Raw genomic sequence first — 15,704 nt, 5'->3', positions numbered from 1 at the left:
CGACGCCGGCGTCGGCGGCGAAGCCCCTGCCGCGGGTTTCGCCGCCGATTTCGCGATCTACTGCGCCACTTGCTTCGCCGCGTCCGCCTTGCGCCGCTCGATCTGGCGCTGCAGCCCGCGCTCGAACGCCTCGCCTTGCGCCAGCTGCCGATCGATCTGCGCGATCGACAGCCAGCGCCCCTGCGCGAACACGCCGGCGACCTTGCCGACGTTGTGGATGTCGGCCAGCGGGTCGGCGTCGAGCAGTACTAGGTTCGCGCGCTCGCCTTCGCGCACCGCGCCGCTGCCGGCCTGCGGGTCGAACAGGCGGTGGGCGTTGAGCGAGGCCGCGCGCAGCACTTCCAGCGGGCTCAGGCCGATCTCGCGCAGTTCGATCATCTCCTGCCGCACCGACACGCCGAACGCCAGCCCCGGCAGCGCGGCGTCGGTGCCGACGGTCAGCGGCACGCCGCGCTTCCACAGCGCACGGGTCAGCACCCGGGCGAAGTCGTAACCGGCGGAAAAACGGTCGGCGCCCTCCTGGTCGCGGAAGGCCTGGCTCAGATAACGGTTGGCCGGCGGCGTCCAGTCCAGCCGGGTCACCGGATCGACCGTGTCCTGCCAGCCGTCCGGCACCGCCGGCACCTCGCGCTGCACGTACATCGCGACGATGGTGCGCAGGGTGACCAGGGTCGGCGTCACCGACGCGCCGCTGTCGGCGACCGCTTGCGCCAGGGCCTCGATCTCGGCCGGTGCGAGGTCGCTGCCGATGCGGGCGAAGCGCGCCAGTTCCTCGCTGTGGGCGATGTTGGTCATCGGATGGGCGAAGGCGAAGGCGCGGTCGGCGCAGCTCGCGCAGCCCAGTTCGGGCAGGTGGCCGGTGGTGACGAAGCCCTGCCGCCGCGCTTCCTCGACCACGGCCAGATACGTCTGCCGATTGAGGAACTGATAAGGCTTGATGAAGTCGTAGCCGCGTTCGCGCGCACGCCGCACCGCGGCGATCCCGTCGGCGGCGGTGGTCGGCGCCTCGGGCCTGGACGCCGGCACCGGCTTGCCGTCGGGGCGCACCGCGACCGCCGCGCGCGGGCCGTTGATGCGCTTGCCGACGTAGAGCTTGGGGCCGATCTCGCGGCCGGCGTCGATCTCGCCGCGCAGGCGCAGCAGGTCGTCGTCGCTGCCGGCGCTGCCGCCGAGATTGGCCGCGCCGGTCACCCCGGCCTTGAGGAACGCCAGCATCGCCTGGCGGTCGTAGTCGTGCCCGTCGCCGAGGTCGAGGCCGTTGATCGCCGGGTCCTTGCTGTCGCGGATCGCGCCTTCGGTGGCGATGTGCACGTGGGCGTCGACGAAGCCGGGCACCAGGTACTTGCCGCGCCCGTCCACCACCTGCGCCGCGTCCGCGCGCAAGCGCTGGCCGGCCGGCGCGATCCGCACGATCCGCCCGTCCTCGATCAGCACGTTGCGATGGGCCAGCACTTCGTCGGTGTCGACCGGAACGACGGTGACGTCGCGGACCAGATAACGCCCGGCCGGCGCGTCGCCCGGTCCGGCCCAGGCCGGCGCCAGCGCGGTCGATCCCAGGGCCAATCCCAGCGTCAAGGAACGGAAATTCATGCGGCTCTCCTGCGGTCCGGTTCGATCATAGGCATCGCTTCGCGCGCCGGCCATCGATCGCGGACCGGCGGCATGGGCAGATGCGCCGCGCCGCGCTATGGTTGAAACGCGCCCGCACGGGCGCGTTTTTCGCTTGCAGGGACGGCCATCGGATGAAACCCAAGATCGTAGTGTTCACCGGCGCCGGCGTCAGCGCCGAAAGCGGGCTCAAGACCTTCCGCGACATGGGCGGCCTGTGGCACGAGCACCGGCTCGAGGACGTGGCCTCGCCCGAGGGCTGGCGGCGCGACCCGGCCACGGTGCTGCGCTTCTACAACGAGCGCCGGCTCGGCGTGCTGGCCGCGCAGCCCAATGCCGCGCACGCGGCCATCGCCCGGCTGGAAGAGAAGTACGACGTCGTGGTGATCACCCAGAACATCGACGACCTGCACGAGCGCGCCGGCTCCAGTCAGGTGCTGCACGTGCACGGCGAGATCCTCAAGGCGCGCAGCAGCGCCGACCAATCGCGCGTCTACCCGATGACCGGCGCGCTGATCGAAATCGGCGACCTGTGCGAACTGGGCAGCCAGTTGCGCCCGGACGTGGTCTGGTTCGGCGAGAACGTGCGCCATCTGCGCGAATCGGCGCGGCATTTCGCCCAAGCCGACAAGGTGCTGGCGATCGGCACCTCGCTGACGGTGTGGCCGGCGGCCGGGCTGGTCGATCACGCGCGGGACCGGGCCGAGCGCGTGTTCGTCTCGCCGGAGCAGCAGGAGATTCCGGATCACTACCGCTTCCTGCGCGGGACCGCGGTCGAGAAGGTGCCGCCGTTGGTCGAAGCGTGGCTCGCGCAGGCCTGAAGCCGGAGCGGCGTCAGGGAAACTCGCCGCGATGCAGGCGCTCGCGCAGGCCCGGCGGCATCTTGTGCCAGACCGGATCCTTGCAGACCGAGCAACCCAGGCGCGCAGTGAACAGGATGCCGTGGGTTTCGCAGAACGGGGTCTGCGCGTCCGGAACGATCGGCTCGTCGCTGACGATGGCCGAGCCGGGCACCGCGAAGTCCGGCACGCTGTCGAGCGCGTCGGGCAGCTGGCGCAGGTGCAAGATCCATTCCAGGCTGACGTACTCGCCGCGCCTGGCCGCGTCGCGGCAGTCCAGATAGCGCGCCGCCACGCTCTTGCCCCCGGCGTGCTCGCTGCGCTGCGCGTACCAGGCCGAGGCGCCCACGACCTTGGCCGGGTCGATCTTGACCCAGACGTTGAACTGCATCGGATCGAAAAACTCGGCGTACTCGGGCGGGAGCATGGACAGGGATCGCGCCCGGAACGATGCGGGCTTCGCCGGCGGAAGTATGCCTGCGGCGCAGAACGTACGCCGGCGTGTGGACAGCCTCCCGACCCGCTCCTAGACTCGCCCCATGCGCCTGTCCCTGACCGCCGAACGCCGCATCGACGCGCCGCCCGAGGCGGTGTTCGCGTTGGCGCTGGACAGCGACCGCTTCCCCGCCCTGTTCCCCGGCTACGGCCCGATCCCGGCGCTCGTGCGCATCACCGCGCTGGCGCCGCCCGCGGTCGGCGCGCTGCGTTCGCTGGAAAGCAGCGACGGCTCGCGGCTGATGGAGCGCATCACCGCACTGGAGCCGCCGCACCTGCACGCCTACACCCTCGACGGGCTGCGGCCGCCGCTGGCGTGGCTGGCGCGCGCGGGCCATGCGCGCTGGGAGTTCGCCGCCGACCGCAGCGAAGGCGGCAACGCCACCCGCGTCGCCTGGCGCTACGACTTCGAACTGACCTCGCCGCTGGCCTGGCCGCTGGCCGCGCCGCTGCTGCGCGGCTGCATGCGCGCGGCGATGCGGCGCTGCCTGGAACGCATGGCCCAGGCGCTGGAAGGCGCCTGGCGCGAGGAGCGGCGCTGATGGAAGAGTGGATCCTGCTGGCGCTGGCGCCGGTGTTCCTGGCCCTGATCGCGCTGGAAGCGTGGTACTGGCGCAAACGCCGCCCCGGCCAGTACAGCCTGCGCGACACCTTGTCGAACGCGGCGCTGGCGCTGATGCACCAGGCCAGCGACGCGATCGCCTGGCTGCTGGTGATCGGCCTGTACTACGCGGTCTACGCCCACCGCCTGTTCGACCTGCCGGCCTCGGTGTGGACCATCGCCGCGCTGTTCGTGGCGCAGGATTTCTTCTACTACTGGTTCCACCGCGCCAGCCACCGCGTCCGCTGGCTGTGGGCTTCGCACGTCACCCACCACTCTTCGGAACGGCTGAACCTGTCGACCGCGTTCCGCCAGAGCCTGACCTACCCGATCTCGGGCATGTGGGTGTTCTGGCTGCCGCTGGCGTGGATCGGCTTCGAGCCCAAGCACATCGTCGCGGTGGTGGCGATCAACCTCGCCTTCCAGTTCTTCGTCCACACCGAAGCGGTGGGCAAGCTCGGCTGGCTGGAGAAGGTGTTCAACACGCCCTCGCACCATCGCGTCCACCACGCGCGCAACCCGCGATACATCGACCGCAACTACGCCGGCGTGCTGATCGTCTGGGACAAACTGTTCGGCACCTATGTCGAAGAGGACGCCGCCACGCCGTGCGAGTACGGCATCGTCGGCCAGATCCGCAGCCACAACCCGATCCGGCTGACCTTCCACGAATGGATCGCGATGTTCGCCGACGCCTGGCGCGCGCGCGGACTGCGCGGCGCGCTGGGGCAGCTGTTCGGGCCGCCGGAGCGCTCGCTGGCGCATCTGGAGCGGGTGCGCGAGTAGCCGGGGCTTTGGCGCATGGGTCGCTTTGGTGGGAGGGGGCTTCGGCTCCGATGCTCCTGGCTCGGGTCGCTTCGTCGCCTCGGATCGGAAAGCGTCGGGCCTGAAGGCCCTCCCACAAAAGCATTCGACACAACTGACGCGACGGCTTGCATTTGCGAGCAAGGCTGCTCTTGTGGGAGGGGCTTCAGCCCCGACGCTCCCGGGTCAGGTCGCTTCGTCGCGTGGGATCGAAAGGCATCGGGCCTGAAGGCCCTCCCACAAAAGCATTCCATGCGACGGCTCGCTCTGGTGGGAGGGGATTGAGCCCCGATGCTTTCGGCTCAGGTCGCTGCGTCGCGCTGGATCGGAAAGCATCGGGCCTGAAGGCCCTCCCACAAAAACTTTCGATGCGACGGCTCGCTCTGGTGGGAGGGGCTTCAGCCCCGACGCTTTTGGCTCAGGTCGCTGCGTTGCGTCGGATCGGAAAGCGTCGGGCCTGAAGGCCCTCCCACAAAAACTTTCGATGCGACGGCTCGCTCTGGTGGGAGGGGCTTCAGCCCCGACGCTTTTGGCTCAGGTCGCTGCGCCGCATCGGATCGGAAGGCATCGGGCCTGAAGGCCCTCCTACTGGATCTGAAACCAGGGTGTCTGCATCGCTCAGTCGTGCGTCTGCCCCGACAACGGCGTCGCCCGCATCGACGCGCGCCGCTCGAACGCGTCCTGCCACGCCGCCAGCCGCGGCCGGCCGATGCGGAAGCCGGGCAGTTCGCGGAATTCCAGCCAACTCAACGCGGTGGCCACGGCGATATGGCCGACATGCAAAGGCGAATCGATATCGAGTTCGCGCTCCAGCCAGTCGTAGCTTTCCACCAGCTTCTGCGTGTAGCCCTCGCGCAAGACTTCGTAACGCAGCGCCTCGGGCCGGCGCACGGTTTCCCAGCGCACCTTGATCCCGGCATCGGCCAGCCCCTGCGCCACCGCCTGCAGACGCAACGCGTGCCAGCGCGCTTCGCCGTCGGCGGGAATCAACGGCGCGCCGGCGTGCAGCGTGTCCAGGTAGGCGCAGATCACGTCGGAGTCGAAGATCGGCGCCAGCCCCGGCCGCAGCAGCACCGGTACCTTGCCGAGCGGGTTCTGCGCATACACCGCCTCGTTGCGCAGGGTCGGGCTGGTCTCGTGGTGGACGACCTCGATGCGCTCGCCCAGGCCGGCTTCCAGGGCGAACACCAGGGCCTTGCGGGCGAACGGCGAGTGGGTCTGGTACAGCAGGCGCATGGCGCCTCCGATGATGGGGGCGCATCAGGCTAACGGCGCGGCCGCGCGTTTGCGCCGCGTCCGCTGCCGCCCGCGCGCGGTTTTCCGGCGCCGATCCGGGTCCGCGCGTCGCGCCGCAGCGGGGACGGCGGCCCTAAGATGGCGGCCATGAAACTCGACCGCTTCGACCGCCGATTGCTCAACCTGGTGCAGGACGACGCCGACCAGACCGCCGAGCGCCTGGCCGAACAGGTGGCCCTGTCGCCTTCGGCGATCCAGCGCCGGCTGCGGCGGCTGCGCGAGGCCGGGGTGATCCAGCGCCACGCGGCGGTGCTCGATCCAAGGCAGGTCGGCAAGCCGACGTTCTTCCTGGTCTCGCTGCAGGTCGAGCGCGAGCGGCCGGAACTGCTGGCGCAACTGCGCCGCTGGCTGGCCGAGTGCGCGCAAGTGCAGCAAGCGTTCTACGTCACCGGCGAGGCCGACTTCGTGCTGGTGGTCGCCACGCCCGACACCGAGGCCTTCGACGCGCTGATGCTGCGGCTGGTGGCGGAGAATCCGAACGTGCGGCGCTTCACCACCAATGTCGCGCTGAGCCTGGTCAAGCGCGGGCTGGCGATCGCGGTGGCGGAGGATGCGGACGATTGAGGCGGCGTGGCGACCTGACAGGAAAGCATCGGGCCTGAAGGCCCTCCCACAGAACCGTCGTGGGAGGGCCTTCAGGCCCGATGCTTTTGTCCCAGATCGCTGCGCAGCACCGCAAAGAAAAACATCGCGGCTAAAGCCGCCCCACCATCACCGCGACAGGCACTCGACCAGGAACTCGACCGTCGCGCGCACGCCCGGCAACTGCCCGCGCCGATGCGGCATCAACAGGCTCGTCGTCACCGTGCCCGCGTTCCAGCCCGGCAGCACCCGCAGCAGGCGCCCATCGCCGAGTTCGGCCGCGCACAAGCGCTCGGGCAGCACCGCGATTCCCAGTCCCGCGACCGCCGCCGCCGCGAGCACCCGGCCTTCGTTGGCGACCATGCGCGCGCGCGGCGTCGCCACCACGCGCTCACCGCCGTCCGCGCACAAGGTCCAGGCGGTGTTGCCCGGCCCGGTCAACAAGCCGTCGTGGCCGGCCAGCTCCTGCGCCGACTGCGGCGTTCCGCGTTCCTGCAGATAGGCCGGCGCCGCCACCAGCACGATCGCCTCGACCGCGGCCTGGCGCTGGATCAATCCCGAATCCGGCAGCGGCGCGAAGTGGCTGCGCACGCCGATGTCGTAGCCCTCCTGGACCAGGTCGACGAAGCGGTCGCTGACGTCGATCTCGACCTGCAGGCGCGGATACGCGCGCGCCAGCGCCGGCAGGTGCGGCGCCAGATAGTCCTGCGCGGTCGGCACGCCGCAGGTGATGCGGACCTTGCCGCTGGGCTCGGCGGTCAAGCGGCGCACTGCGTTCTCGGCCGCTTCGGTCTCGATCAGCGCGGCGCGCGCGTGTTCGTGGAAATCGCGGCCGGTGTCGGTGAGCACGAAGCTGCGCGAGGTGCGGTGGATCAGGCGCGCGCCGAGTTCGTCCTCGAGCGCGGCCACGCGCTTGCTGATCGTGGACTTGGGCACGCCGAGCCGGCGCGAGGCCGCGGCAAAGCCGCCGCTCTCCACCGCGGTGGCGAACAGGACGAGGTCGTTTAGGTTCAACATGGCCCGCAAAGTACACATGTATGGACTTTGCGTCCACTTTTCGCCGACTACACGGCCGAAGTCCACATTCCTACAGTGGCCACACCCGCCGCGAACGCCGCGGCCACTCCAGCCCAAGGAATCCAGCATGTCCCCGATCCTCTACTACGGCGTCCCCTCCGGTTGCTCGTTCGGCTCCATCGTCGCGCTGGAATGGTCCGGCCAGCCCTACCGCCTGGCGCGGGTGAACATGCCCGAAGACATGCAGACCGACGCCTTCGCCGCGATCAATCCGGTCCGCGAGAGCCCGGCGCTGGCGACCGCGCGCGGCGACTTCCTCAGCGAGAGCATCGCCATCCTCAACCACGTCGGCGCCCTGCCCGGCGCGCTCGACGCCGGCATCTCGTTCGCCCAGGGCACGCGCGAATTCGACCGGCTCAACCGCATGCTGGCCTTCCTCAACACCACCTTCTTCAACTCGTTCGCGTCGCTGTGGTGGCTGCTGGAGCACGAGTCGGACGAAGCGACCCAGCGCGCGCTGACCGCCTACGGCCGCGCGCGGGTGATCCACGCCCACCAGGAACTCGAACGCATGCTCGGCGACCAACCCTGGCTGCTCGGCGAACACCGCACCCTCGCCGACGCCTATTTCATCGGCATCGCGCGCTGGACCAAGTACCACGACGTGGTCGACCGCCGCGATTACCCCAACCTGCAGCGCCTGTTCGACAAGCTCGAAGCCGACCCGGCGGTGATCTTCGCCCACGCCATCGAGCAACAGCGGCCGGCGACGAGCGTGGGGCGGTTCGAAGGCGAAGTCGGCATCGCCGAGTCGCTGGCGTCGCGGCCCGAGCCCGGGGCGCGCGCTGCGGATCCGGCGCCGCACGGCGTCGGGGATTCGCGTGCGGTCGGGATGGAACGCGAGAAGTGAGCGTAGAGGAGTGCGGAGTGAGCGAAAGCGGGTTCGCTCGCTTTTCGCTGCTCTGCGCTCACTCCTCGCCTTTCACCGCCGGCAACGCCCGAAACGAAAAATCCCCCGACACCGCGAGGCGTCGGAGGATTCGCGCACCGTTAGGGGAGAAACGAGCGAAGGAACGAAAAGCGCGCGAACCCGCTTTCGCTCACTCCTCCACACTCACTCCTCGCCCGCCCTTCATCCCCGCGCTCAGCCCTGCGCTTCGGCCAAGGCCTCGGCCCGCACCAGCGGCCGGCGCTTGCGCGGACGGCTCGGGAAGGCGTGACGGACGATGCGCCAGCTGACCTCGGCGAACTGCCGCGGCAGCGAGCCGGTGTCGTAATGCTGGCCATAGCGCGCGCAGATCTCGCGCACTTCCACCGCCATCGACGCGTAACGCCAGGCCGGGATGTCGGGATAGAAGTGGTGCTCGATCTGATGGCTGAGGTTGCCGGTCATCAGGTTCATGGCCTTGCCGCCGGTCAGGTTGGCCGAACCGCGCAGCTGGCGCAGGTACCAATGCCCGCGCGACTCGTTGCGCACCGATTCCTTCGGGAACACTTCCACGTCGTGGGTGAAGTGGCCGCAGAAGATCACCACGTAGGTCCACACGTTGCGGATGCCGTTGGCGACGAGGTTGCCGAGCAGCACCGGCAGGAAGAACGGGCCGGCCAGCAGCGGGAACAGCACGTAGTCCTTGAACAACTGCTTGCCCATCTTGCGCCCGACCGGGACGAACTTGCGCCACATCGCCCGGTGCGTGGTCTTGCCGGCGAGCCAGCGGCCCACGCGCAGTTCCTGGATCGCCACGCCCCACTGGAACAGCAGCGCGAACACCACCGCGATCGGCGGCTGCAGCAGGTAGAACGGGCGCCAGCGCTGCTCCGGGAAGATCCGCAGCAGGCCGTAGCCGATGTCGTCGTCCATGCCGCGCACGTTGGTCCAGGTGTGGTGCTGGTAGTTGTGCGTCTTGCGCCAGTTGTCGCCGGTGGCGACGATGTCCCACTCGTAGCTGCGGCCGTCCAGGTGCGGATCGCGCATCCAGTCGTACTGGCCGTGCATCACGTTGTGGCCGACTTCCATGTTCTCCATGATCTTCGACGCGGCCAGCAGCAGCGCGCCGAGCACGCACGCCGGCCACAGCAGCCACGACACGAACGCGCCGCCGATCGCGCCGACGTACAGCAGCGCGCGACCGGCCAGGCCGGTCCAGCGCACCGCGGCGACCACGCGGCGGATGTAGTCGGCGTCGACCTTGCCCACCTGGGCCAGGGTGCGCGCACGCAGCGCGTCGAGTTCTTCGCCGAAGCGGTCCAGTTCCTGCGCGCTCAGCGCGCGATTGCGTTGCTTGCTCATGCGGGGCTCGGAGGAAGGAAGTACGTCAGAGGTCGAGGACGAGATCGCCGGCCGGCGCGCTCACGCACAGGCGCAGCGCCGAGGCCGGCTCGGCGTGCAGCTCGCCGGTATGCAGATGGCGGGTGGCGCCGGAAGACTTGCCGCAGGCGCAGGTGTTGCACAGGCCCATGCGGCAGCCCGAGGGCAGCTTCAAGCCCTGCGCTTCCAGCGCGGTCAGCAGCGATTCGCCGCGCGGCAGCTCGAACGTGCGGCCGCTGCGCGCCAGCACCACCTGGGCGTGGCCGTCCTCGCGCGTTTCGCGCGGCGGCGGGGTGAAGGCTTCGCTGGCGAACGAACGCGCGGCGCCGTCGGCCAGCGCGCGCGCGCTTTCGACGAAACCGCCGGGGCCGCAGGCGAACACCGCGCGTTCGCGCAGGTCGCGGGCGTGGCGCGCGAGCAGATCGGCGTCGATGCGGCCGGCGTCTTCGTCGGCGGCCTGCGGCTCCTGCCGGGTCAGCAGGAAACGCACCTGGAAATTCGCATGCGCGGCGGCCAGCGCGCGCAGTTCCTCGACGAAGCACAGCTCTTCGCGGCGGCGCGCCCAATACAACAAGGTCAGCGGCTGCGGCATGGCGCGCGCGGCCTGCGCCCGCACCATCGCCATCAGCGGGGTGATGCCGCTGCCGGCAGCGAGGAACAGGCGCGCGCCGTCGCCGCGCTGCGGCAGCACCATCTCGCCGAACGCGGCGCCGAGTTCGAGCACTTCGCCGATGCGCGCGCGCTGATGCAGGTAGCCGCTGAGCTTGCCGCCCTCGATCGCCTTGACCGTGATCTCGATGCGGCCGTCCGCGCGCGGGGCGGCGGACAGGCTGTAGCTGCGCGTCACCAGCACGCCGTCGATGCGCGCGCCGATCAGCAGGTGCTGGCCGGCGACCGCGCCGCGCCAGTGCCGGTTCGGCGCCAGCAGCAGCGTCGCCGCGTCGGCCGAGGCCTCGCTGCGGCCGACGATGCGCGCCAGCGGGCGCTCCCAGGACCAGGTCGGATGGAAGCGCGAGGCCCAGAAATCAAAGACTTGCGGCGAAACGAAGGGCGAAACCAGGCGGCGCAGGCGGCTGCGCGGACGGGCGGCGGCGGGGCGGACGGCAGCGTTCATGGGGGCACTATACAGATATCCGCACAGATGTGTGCACAACCGTATATTAATTCAGCAACGGGAGTATCATGTGCGCTGCCCGTCCACGCGCCGCCGCCCAGTGACCCAACGCCTTTCCACCGACATCGACGTCGACAGTCACCCGGGCCGCAAGGCGACGATTTCGCGCGAGGACATCATCTACGCCGCGCTGAAGCTGGTCGGCCCGCACCGCAGCGTGTCTTCGCTGAGCCTGCGCGAGGTCGCGCGCGAGGCCGGCATCGCCCCGAACAGCTTCTACCGCCAGTTCCGCGACACCGACGAACTGGCGGTGGCGCTGATCGACCTGGCCGGGCAATCGCTGCGCAAGATCGTCGGCGAGGCCCGCCATCGGCTGACCACCCGGCGCAGCATCGTGCGCAGTTCCATCGAGGCTTTCATGGAACAGTTGCGCGCCGATGACCGCCTGCTGCACGTGCTGCTGCGCGAGGGCACGGTCGGCTCGGACGCGTTCAAGCGCGCGGTCGACCGCGAACTGTCGTTCTTCGAGGAAGAGCTGCGCGTCGACCTGATCCGGCTGGCCGCGCTCGACCAGGTCGAGTTGTACGAACCGGCGCTGGTGGCGCGCTCGATCACCCGGCTGGTGTTCGCGATGGGCGCCACCGCGATGGACATGCCGCGCGAGAAGGACCCCGAGCTGATCGAACAGATGAGCGCGATGGTGCGGATGATCCTGGCCGGCTCGCGCGCCATGGCCGAACGCGGCAAGGCCGCGCGCGGACGCGCCGAGCGCAACCGGGCGCGCTAGGCCTCGCGACGGCCGGCGGGGCGGCGCCGCATTGCGCCCGCGCTTACGCCAACTGCATCGGCACCGTCGCCATCGGCCCCGGCCGCGCGCCGGAGACGATCGCCTCCACCGCCGCCAGGAACGCCCCAGCGTCCGCCGCGGGGCCGTGGCCCCAATTCGCTCGATGGTCCGCGGCCAATTCGGCGATGACCGTGCACTCGCGCTGCTCGGGGAAACTCAGCGAACGCTCCAGGCAGAACACCCGGACGCCGCCGGAGCCGGCGACCGCGGCGACGAAATGGGCATCGTTGCGTTCCGGCGCGGGCAGGCTCAGCAACAGCGCCGGCGAGCCGTCGTCCAGGGCCAGGCCCTGCGCCGCCAACCCCTGCGCGGCGACCCGCTCGTGCTCGGGCAACTCGCTGCCGACCAGTTCCCAGAAACGCGCCAGGCAGCCGCTGCCGTCGGCGCCGCCGAAGGTGTCGAAGAACCAGGTCGCGTCCCGCAGCGCGGTCCGCGCCAACAGGTACTTCGCCTGCATCGGATGCGCGCGGCCGGCCATGCGGTGTCCCCTTTCGCCGCCCCATCGCAGCGCCAACGCATTGTGACCGCGTTCGCGGTGGAGTGTCGACCGCCGCACGGCACGGCCGGACCCGCGCCTCAGTTCTCCCAACCGCAGGCGTCCCACACGCCCAGCGCCTGCATCGGCGGCAGCCCGAGCCGCCGCGCCAGCGGCTCGTAGCTACGCTGCGGCATCGGCTCGCCGAGCGGCGTCGCCGCCGGCGCGCGCGGCGCGGGCGCGCGCTTGGCGAAGAGTTGATAGAGCGGGCGCTTGGTCGATTGCGGCGGCCGCTGTCCGATCGCGATGTAGTCCGCGTTCTCGGCCACGGCCGACACGCAGGGATCGGACAGGCCCATCGTCGTGGTGTCGTCGATGCGATAGGCCAGGTGCGCCTGGTCGGGCGCGTCGATCCACAGCACCACGTACCGTCCCGACGACCACAGCTCGCGCGAATCCAGCACGCCGCAGCCGCCGGTCGCGAACGCCAGCGCCGCCGCCCCGCAGCGCGCTCATCGCGCGCGTGCGCCATCGGCGCCGGCTTCGCAGGCCAACACCGCGTCCCAGATCGCCCGCGGCGACGCGGCGGCATAGCCCGACTCCTGGCCGTCGTGGCATTCGATCACGATCCAGCGCCCATCCGCGGTCTTGGCGAAGTCCACCACCAGCAACGGCACCCGCAGCCGCCGCGCCGCCTCGGCGGCCAGCGCCAGCCCAGCTTCGATGTCGTCGCAGGCGTAAGGCGGGGCCTGATGCCAATAGCGTCCCCAGCCCACGCAGCGCCCGCGCCACCAGAAACTGCGGAACTCCAGCGAGGCCGGCACCTTGCCGGCGATGCCGCCGGCGACCGGCGCCAGCGGCACGAACTCGCGCACCGCCGGGCGCTGCCAATGCAGCACCGGATCGCGCCGATACTGTTCCACCGCCCAGGCGTAGTGCTCGCGGTCGCCGATCACCGACAGCTTGGCGTTGTGCTTGCTGGTCTGGCGCGAGCCTTTGAGGAAGATCGGCCAGGCGAATTCGGCTTCGATGCGCTCCTCTGGCGGCAAGGCGTCGAACACCTGGGTACGCGGGGTCATCTCCCGCAGCAAGGGATACCAATGCTCCAGCTCGCTGGCGCGGTCGTGTTCGGCCGGCGAGTTGACCGGGCGCAGGCCCAGTTCCGTCAACTCGGCATAGCGCACGGCGTAGTCTTCGACCGCGCCGACGCGCAACACGCAGGGCGTCTCCGGCGCGAAGAACGAGGGATGGCTGCAGCGGAAATACAAGGCGAAATCGAAGTCGTACACCGCCACGCCGATGCGGCGGCTGACGATGGCGAGCGTGTCTTGCAGCAAGGCGATGTCCATTCGCGCAGTGTCGCGTATCCGGTGCGGCGTTCAGTGTGCCAAAACAATCGACGACGCGGCAGCGCGGTTCACCGGACCCAACGGCGACGCTCAACCCCTGCCCGGCTCGTACATCGCCGAATACGTGAGGATCCGCTGCAAGACCGCCTGCGGATCGACCGCCGCGCCCGCCAGATTCACGTTGAGCATCGCGTAGCCCATGCGCTGGTTGAGCGCGGCCAGGCGTCGCTGGCGCGGCGACAGCTTGTCCGTCCAATGCTCGGGGTTGCGCAGTTCCAAACAGACGAACGCGTGGCCGCGCACCGTCAACAACCGCGCATCGGCGATATCGCGCCACGGGATGATGCCGACGCCGAGGGTGCGGTCGTTCAATCCGTCGTCGTCAAGAATCAATCGCGGCCGGCGATCGAGCAACTGGAACGCGAACAGCACCGCGCCGGCGCCGAAGAACGCGATCGACGCGCCGCCGATCAGGAAACCGCCCAGGCCGGGCTGGCGCAACACGATCAGCGCGCCGATGGCGACGAACGCCAGCGCGCACAGCAGCAACGCCAGGTACTTGCCGCGCGCATTCGCCACCACCAGCCGTTCCGTCCGCATCCGCGCTCCGCCCGTGCCGAAACCGCGCGGCCGCGCCGCGCACGCGGACTCTAGCCGGTGGGCCGCGGCCGCCGCCAATGCTTAGCCGATCGGGAAATTATTCTTGCAATCGTCCGAGGGCCAGGGCAATACTTACCCAATCGGGAAACAATCGACCCCGCCACGCGAGCCCGCCATGTCCTTGCACCTGTATTCGCACCCCCTGGCCTCGTTCTGCCACAAGGTGTTGATCGCGCTGTACGAGAACGACACGCCGTTCCAGGCGCATCTGGTCGACCTCGCCGATCCTGCGGGCAAGGCCGAGTTCCTCGAACGCTGGCCGGTCGGCAAGATGCCGGTGCTGCGCGACGAGGCGCGCGGGCGCACGGTGCCGGAGACCTCGATCATCGTCGAGTACCTGCAGCAGCACTACCCCGGCCCGCGCGCGCTGCTGCCGGCCGACGCCGACGCACGCCTGGACGTGCGGCTGTGGGACCGATTCTTCGACCTCTACGTGCAGGCGCCGATGCAGAAGATCGTCGCCGACTTCATGCTCAAGAAGAAGGACCAGGACGATCTCGGCGTGAGCCAGGCGCGGCGCACCCTGCAGACCGCCTACGACATGATCGAGCGCCAGCTCGCCGACGACTGGATCTGCGGCGCCGACGTCACCCTGGCCGACTGCGCCGCGGCGCCGGCGCTGTTCTATGCCGAGATCGTCGAGCCGTTCCATCGCCATCATCCGCGCCTGATGGCCTACCTGACCCGCTTGATGGCGCGCCCCTCGTACGAACGCGTCTTGTTCGAAGCGCGGCCTTACTTTCACTTGTATCCGTTCCACGAGCTGCTGCCGCCGGGTTGGGTGCAGCGATGAGCGTGCGCGCCCCGCGCCGGCGCGAGCCCGACCCCGCGCGGCTGGACCGCCTGTTCCACGCCCTCGCCGACGCCAGCCGCCGGCAGATGATCGATCGCCTCAGTGCCGGTCCCGCCTCGGTGTCGGAGCTGGCCCAGCCGCTGGCGATGGCGCTGCCGTCGGTCGTCAAGCACCTCGCGGTGCTGGAATCCGGCGGCATCGTCGCGTCGGAGAAACGCGGCCGCGTGCGCACCTACCGCATCGCGCCCGACGCGCTGGCCCTGGTCGAGACCTGGATCGCCGAACGCAAGGCGCGCTACCAATCGCAGTTCGACGCGCTCGAACGCTACCTGGCGAGCCAACCCGACGAGGACGAGGCATGAACGCACGCAGCGTGCAGCACGGCGAATTCACCATCGAACGCACCTACGCCGCGTCCCCGCGCAAACTATTCCGGGCCTGGGCCGACCCGCAGGCCAAGCGCGCCTGGAGCGCGTGCCAGGACGGCATGGCGACGATCGAGCACCGCATGGACTTCCGTCCCGGCGGCGAGGAAGTCATCGTCAACCGCGGCCCGGGCGGTGCGATCCATCGATTCCACGGGCACTACCTCGACATCGTCGAAGACCACCGCATCGTCTACGGCTTCTCGATGGACGTGGACGAACAGCGACTGACCGCCTCGCTGGCGACGGTGCAGTTCCTGCCGGGCGACGCGGGCACGCGCATGGTGTTCACCGAACAACTGGCGTTCTTCGATGGATTGCAGACGCTGCAAGAACGGCGCGAGGGGACGGCGGTGTTGTTCGACAACATCGCGCTGTATTTGCTTGAGGCCACGGCGCAATAGCGCGAGGTGGTTGACGGCGCGGCGTCGGAGCGGAAAGCGTCGGGCCTGAAGGCCCTCCCACTACAGCAAACCACCAGCAGAAGGCGA

20 protein-coding genes are annotated in these 15,704 nt (G+C 69.9%); 10 read left to right on the top strand and 10 right to left on the bottom strand.

The genetic code is table 11. The annotated features are described in order from the left end of the window. Positions 1-57: 57 nt before the first annotated feature. Positions 58-1,590 (bottom strand): amidohydrolase family protein, encoded by a 1,533-nt coding sequence (locus RDV84_RS11200; RefSeq protein ID WP_250449167.1) that lies wholly within the window; start codon positions 1,588-1,590, stop codon positions 58-60. Between the two features lie 152 nt (positions 1,591-1,742). Between RDV84_RS11200 and RDV84_RS11195 the strand changes: the two genes are divergently transcribed. Then, a complete protein-coding gene (locus tag RDV84_RS11195; RefSeq protein WP_250449166.1) occupies positions 1,743-2,429 on the top strand; it encodes an SIR2 family NAD-dependent protein deacylase in 687 nt (228 codons plus the stop codon). 13 nt (positions 2,430-2,442) lie between these two features. Here RDV84_RS11195 and RDV84_RS11190 read toward each other — a convergent pair whose 3' ends face one another. Continuing rightward, on the bottom strand, positions 2,443-2,874 hold the full coding sequence (locus RDV84_RS11190) for a hypothetical protein (protein ID WP_250449165.1): 432 nt from the start codon (positions 2,872-2,874) through the stop codon (positions 2,443-2,445). Between the two features lie 112 nt (positions 2,875-2,986). Between RDV84_RS11190 and RDV84_RS11185 the strand changes: the two genes are divergently transcribed. Beyond that, positions 2,987-3,484 carry an SRPBCC family protein gene (locus RDV84_RS11185; RefSeq protein WP_078997136.1) on the top strand — a complete coding sequence of 166 codons (498 nt, stop codon included), beginning with the start codon at positions 2,987-2,989 and terminating at the stop codon, positions 3,482-3,484. Next, a complete protein-coding gene (locus RDV84_RS11180; RefSeq protein ID WP_057949011.1) occupies positions 3,484-4,329 on the top strand; it encodes a sterol desaturase family protein in 846 nt (281 codons plus the stop codon). The genes RDV84_RS11185 and RDV84_RS11180 overlap by 1 nt, the downstream gene beginning before the upstream one ends. A 636-nt stretch (positions 4,330-4,965) precedes the next feature. Here RDV84_RS11180 and RDV84_RS11175 read toward each other — a convergent pair. Continuing rightward, positions 4,966-5,583: a glutathione S-transferase gene (locus RDV84_RS11175; RefSeq protein ID WP_250449164.1), complete on the bottom strand. Its 618-nt coding sequence runs from the start codon at positions 5,581-5,583 to the stop codon at positions 4,966-4,968. 147 nt (positions 5,584-5,730) lie between these two features. Between RDV84_RS11175 and RDV84_RS11170 the strand changes: the two genes are divergently transcribed. Both RDV84_RS11170 and RDV84_RS26250 read left to right on the top strand, forming a co-directional pair. Beyond that, positions 5,731-6,207, top strand: coding sequence for an Lrp/AsnC family transcriptional regulator (locus RDV84_RS11170; RefSeq protein WP_309153463.1), 477 nt, complete (start codon positions 5,731-5,733; stop codon positions 6,205-6,207). A 59-nt stretch (positions 6,208-6,266) separates the two neighbouring features. After that, entirely contained in the window at positions 6,267-6,341 is a 75-nt protein-coding gene (locus RDV84_RS26250; RefSeq protein WP_425606410.1) for a DUF6053 domain-containing protein, read from the top strand. Between the two features lie 13 nt (positions 6,342-6,354). Here the strand turns inward: RDV84_RS26250 and RDV84_RS11165 are convergent, their stop codons facing one another. After that, positions 6,355-7,242: a LysR substrate-binding domain-containing protein gene (locus RDV84_RS11165; RefSeq protein ID WP_057949013.1), complete on the bottom strand. Its 888-nt coding sequence runs from the start codon at positions 7,240-7,242 to the stop codon at positions 6,355-6,357. Positions 7,243-7,369: 127 nt separating this feature from the next. On the opposite strand from RDV84_RS11165, the gene RDV84_RS11160 reads away from it, so the two are divergent. Next, positions 7,370-8,152: a glutathione S-transferase family protein gene (locus RDV84_RS11160; RefSeq protein WP_309153462.1), complete on the top strand. Its 783-nt coding sequence runs from the start codon at positions 7,370-7,372 to the stop codon at positions 8,150-8,152. 234 nt (positions 8,153-8,386) lie between these two features. Here RDV84_RS11160 and RDV84_RS11155 read toward each other — a convergent pair whose 3' ends face one another. Both RDV84_RS11155 and RDV84_RS11150 read right to left on the bottom strand, forming a co-directional pair. Further along, entirely contained in the window at positions 8,387-9,532 is a 1,146-nt protein-coding gene (locus RDV84_RS11155; RefSeq protein WP_309153461.1) for a fatty acid desaturase family protein, read from the bottom strand. A 25-nt stretch (positions 9,533-9,557) separates the two neighbouring features. Further along, complete coding sequence (locus tag RDV84_RS11150) at positions 9,558-10,664, bottom strand: ferredoxin reductase (protein WP_309153460.1); 1,107 nt, start codon at positions 10,662-10,664, stop codon at positions 9,558-9,560. Positions 10,665-10,764: 100 nt separating this feature from the next. Between RDV84_RS11150 and fabR the strand changes: the two genes are divergently transcribed. Continuing rightward, positions 10,765-11,451, top strand: a complete 687-nt coding sequence (fabR, locus tag RDV84_RS11145; protein WP_057949016.1) for an HTH-type transcriptional repressor FabR — start codon at positions 10,765-10,767, stop codon at positions 11,449-11,451. Positions 11,452-11,494: 43 nt separating this feature from the next. On the opposite strand, the gene RDV84_RS11140 is transcribed toward fabR, so the two are convergent. From RDV84_RS11140 to RDV84_RS11125, 4 genes are all read right to left on the bottom strand, one after another. Further along, positions 11,495-11,989: a hypothetical protein gene (locus RDV84_RS11140; RefSeq protein ID WP_078997144.1), complete on the bottom strand. Its 495-nt coding sequence runs from the start codon at positions 11,987-11,989 to the stop codon at positions 11,495-11,497. 98 nt (positions 11,990-12,087) lie between these two features. Next, positions 12,088-12,450 carry a hypothetical protein gene (locus tag RDV84_RS11135; protein ID WP_309153459.1) on the bottom strand — a complete coding sequence of 121 codons (363 nt, stop codon included), beginning with the start codon at positions 12,448-12,450 and terminating at the stop codon, positions 12,088-12,090. A 48-nt stretch (positions 12,451-12,498) separates the two neighbouring features. Beyond that, positions 12,499-13,335: an ATP-grasp domain-containing protein gene (locus RDV84_RS11130; RefSeq protein ID WP_309153458.1), complete on the bottom strand. Its 837-nt coding sequence runs from the start codon at positions 13,333-13,335 to the stop codon at positions 12,499-12,501. Between the two features lie 90 nt (positions 13,336-13,425). Beyond that, positions 13,426-13,935 carry an STM3941 family protein gene (locus RDV84_RS11125; protein ID WP_250449158.1) on the bottom strand — a complete coding sequence of 170 codons (510 nt, stop codon included), beginning with the start codon at positions 13,933-13,935 and terminating at the stop codon, positions 13,426-13,428. A 175-nt stretch (positions 13,936-14,110) separates the two neighbouring features. Here RDV84_RS11125 and RDV84_RS11120 point away from each other — a divergent pair, with 175 nt between their 5' ends. The 3 genes from RDV84_RS11120 to RDV84_RS11110 are packed head-to-tail and all read left to right on the top strand — an operon-like array spanning position 14,111 to position 15,617. Further along, the gene (locus RDV84_RS11120; protein WP_309153457.1) at positions 14,111-14,788 is read left to right on the top strand and encodes a glutathione S-transferase family protein; all 678 of its coding nucleotides are present in this window, start codon (positions 14,111-14,113) and stop codon (positions 14,786-14,788) included. Further along, on the top strand, positions 14,785-15,150 hold the full coding sequence (locus tag RDV84_RS11115; protein WP_309153456.1) for an ArsR/SmtB family transcription factor: 366 nt from the start codon (positions 14,785-14,787) through the stop codon (positions 15,148-15,150). Before RDV84_RS11120 ends, RDV84_RS11115 begins: the two co-directional genes overlap by 4 nt. Next, a complete protein-coding gene (locus RDV84_RS11110; protein WP_309153455.1) occupies positions 15,147-15,617 on the top strand; it encodes an SRPBCC family protein in 471 nt (156 codons plus the stop codon). Before RDV84_RS11115 ends, RDV84_RS11110 begins: the two co-directional genes overlap by 4 nt. Positions 15,618-15,704: the final 87 nt, after the last annotated feature.

This window comes from Lysobacter yananisis (assembly GCF_031199375.1).
GTDB classification, from domain to species: Bacteria; Pseudomonadota; Gammaproteobacteria; order Xanthomonadales; family Xanthomonadaceae; genus Lysobacter; species Lysobacter yananisis.
Note: the sequence above shows the minus strand (reverse complement) of the source record. Positions and strands in the feature narration are given on the sequence as shown.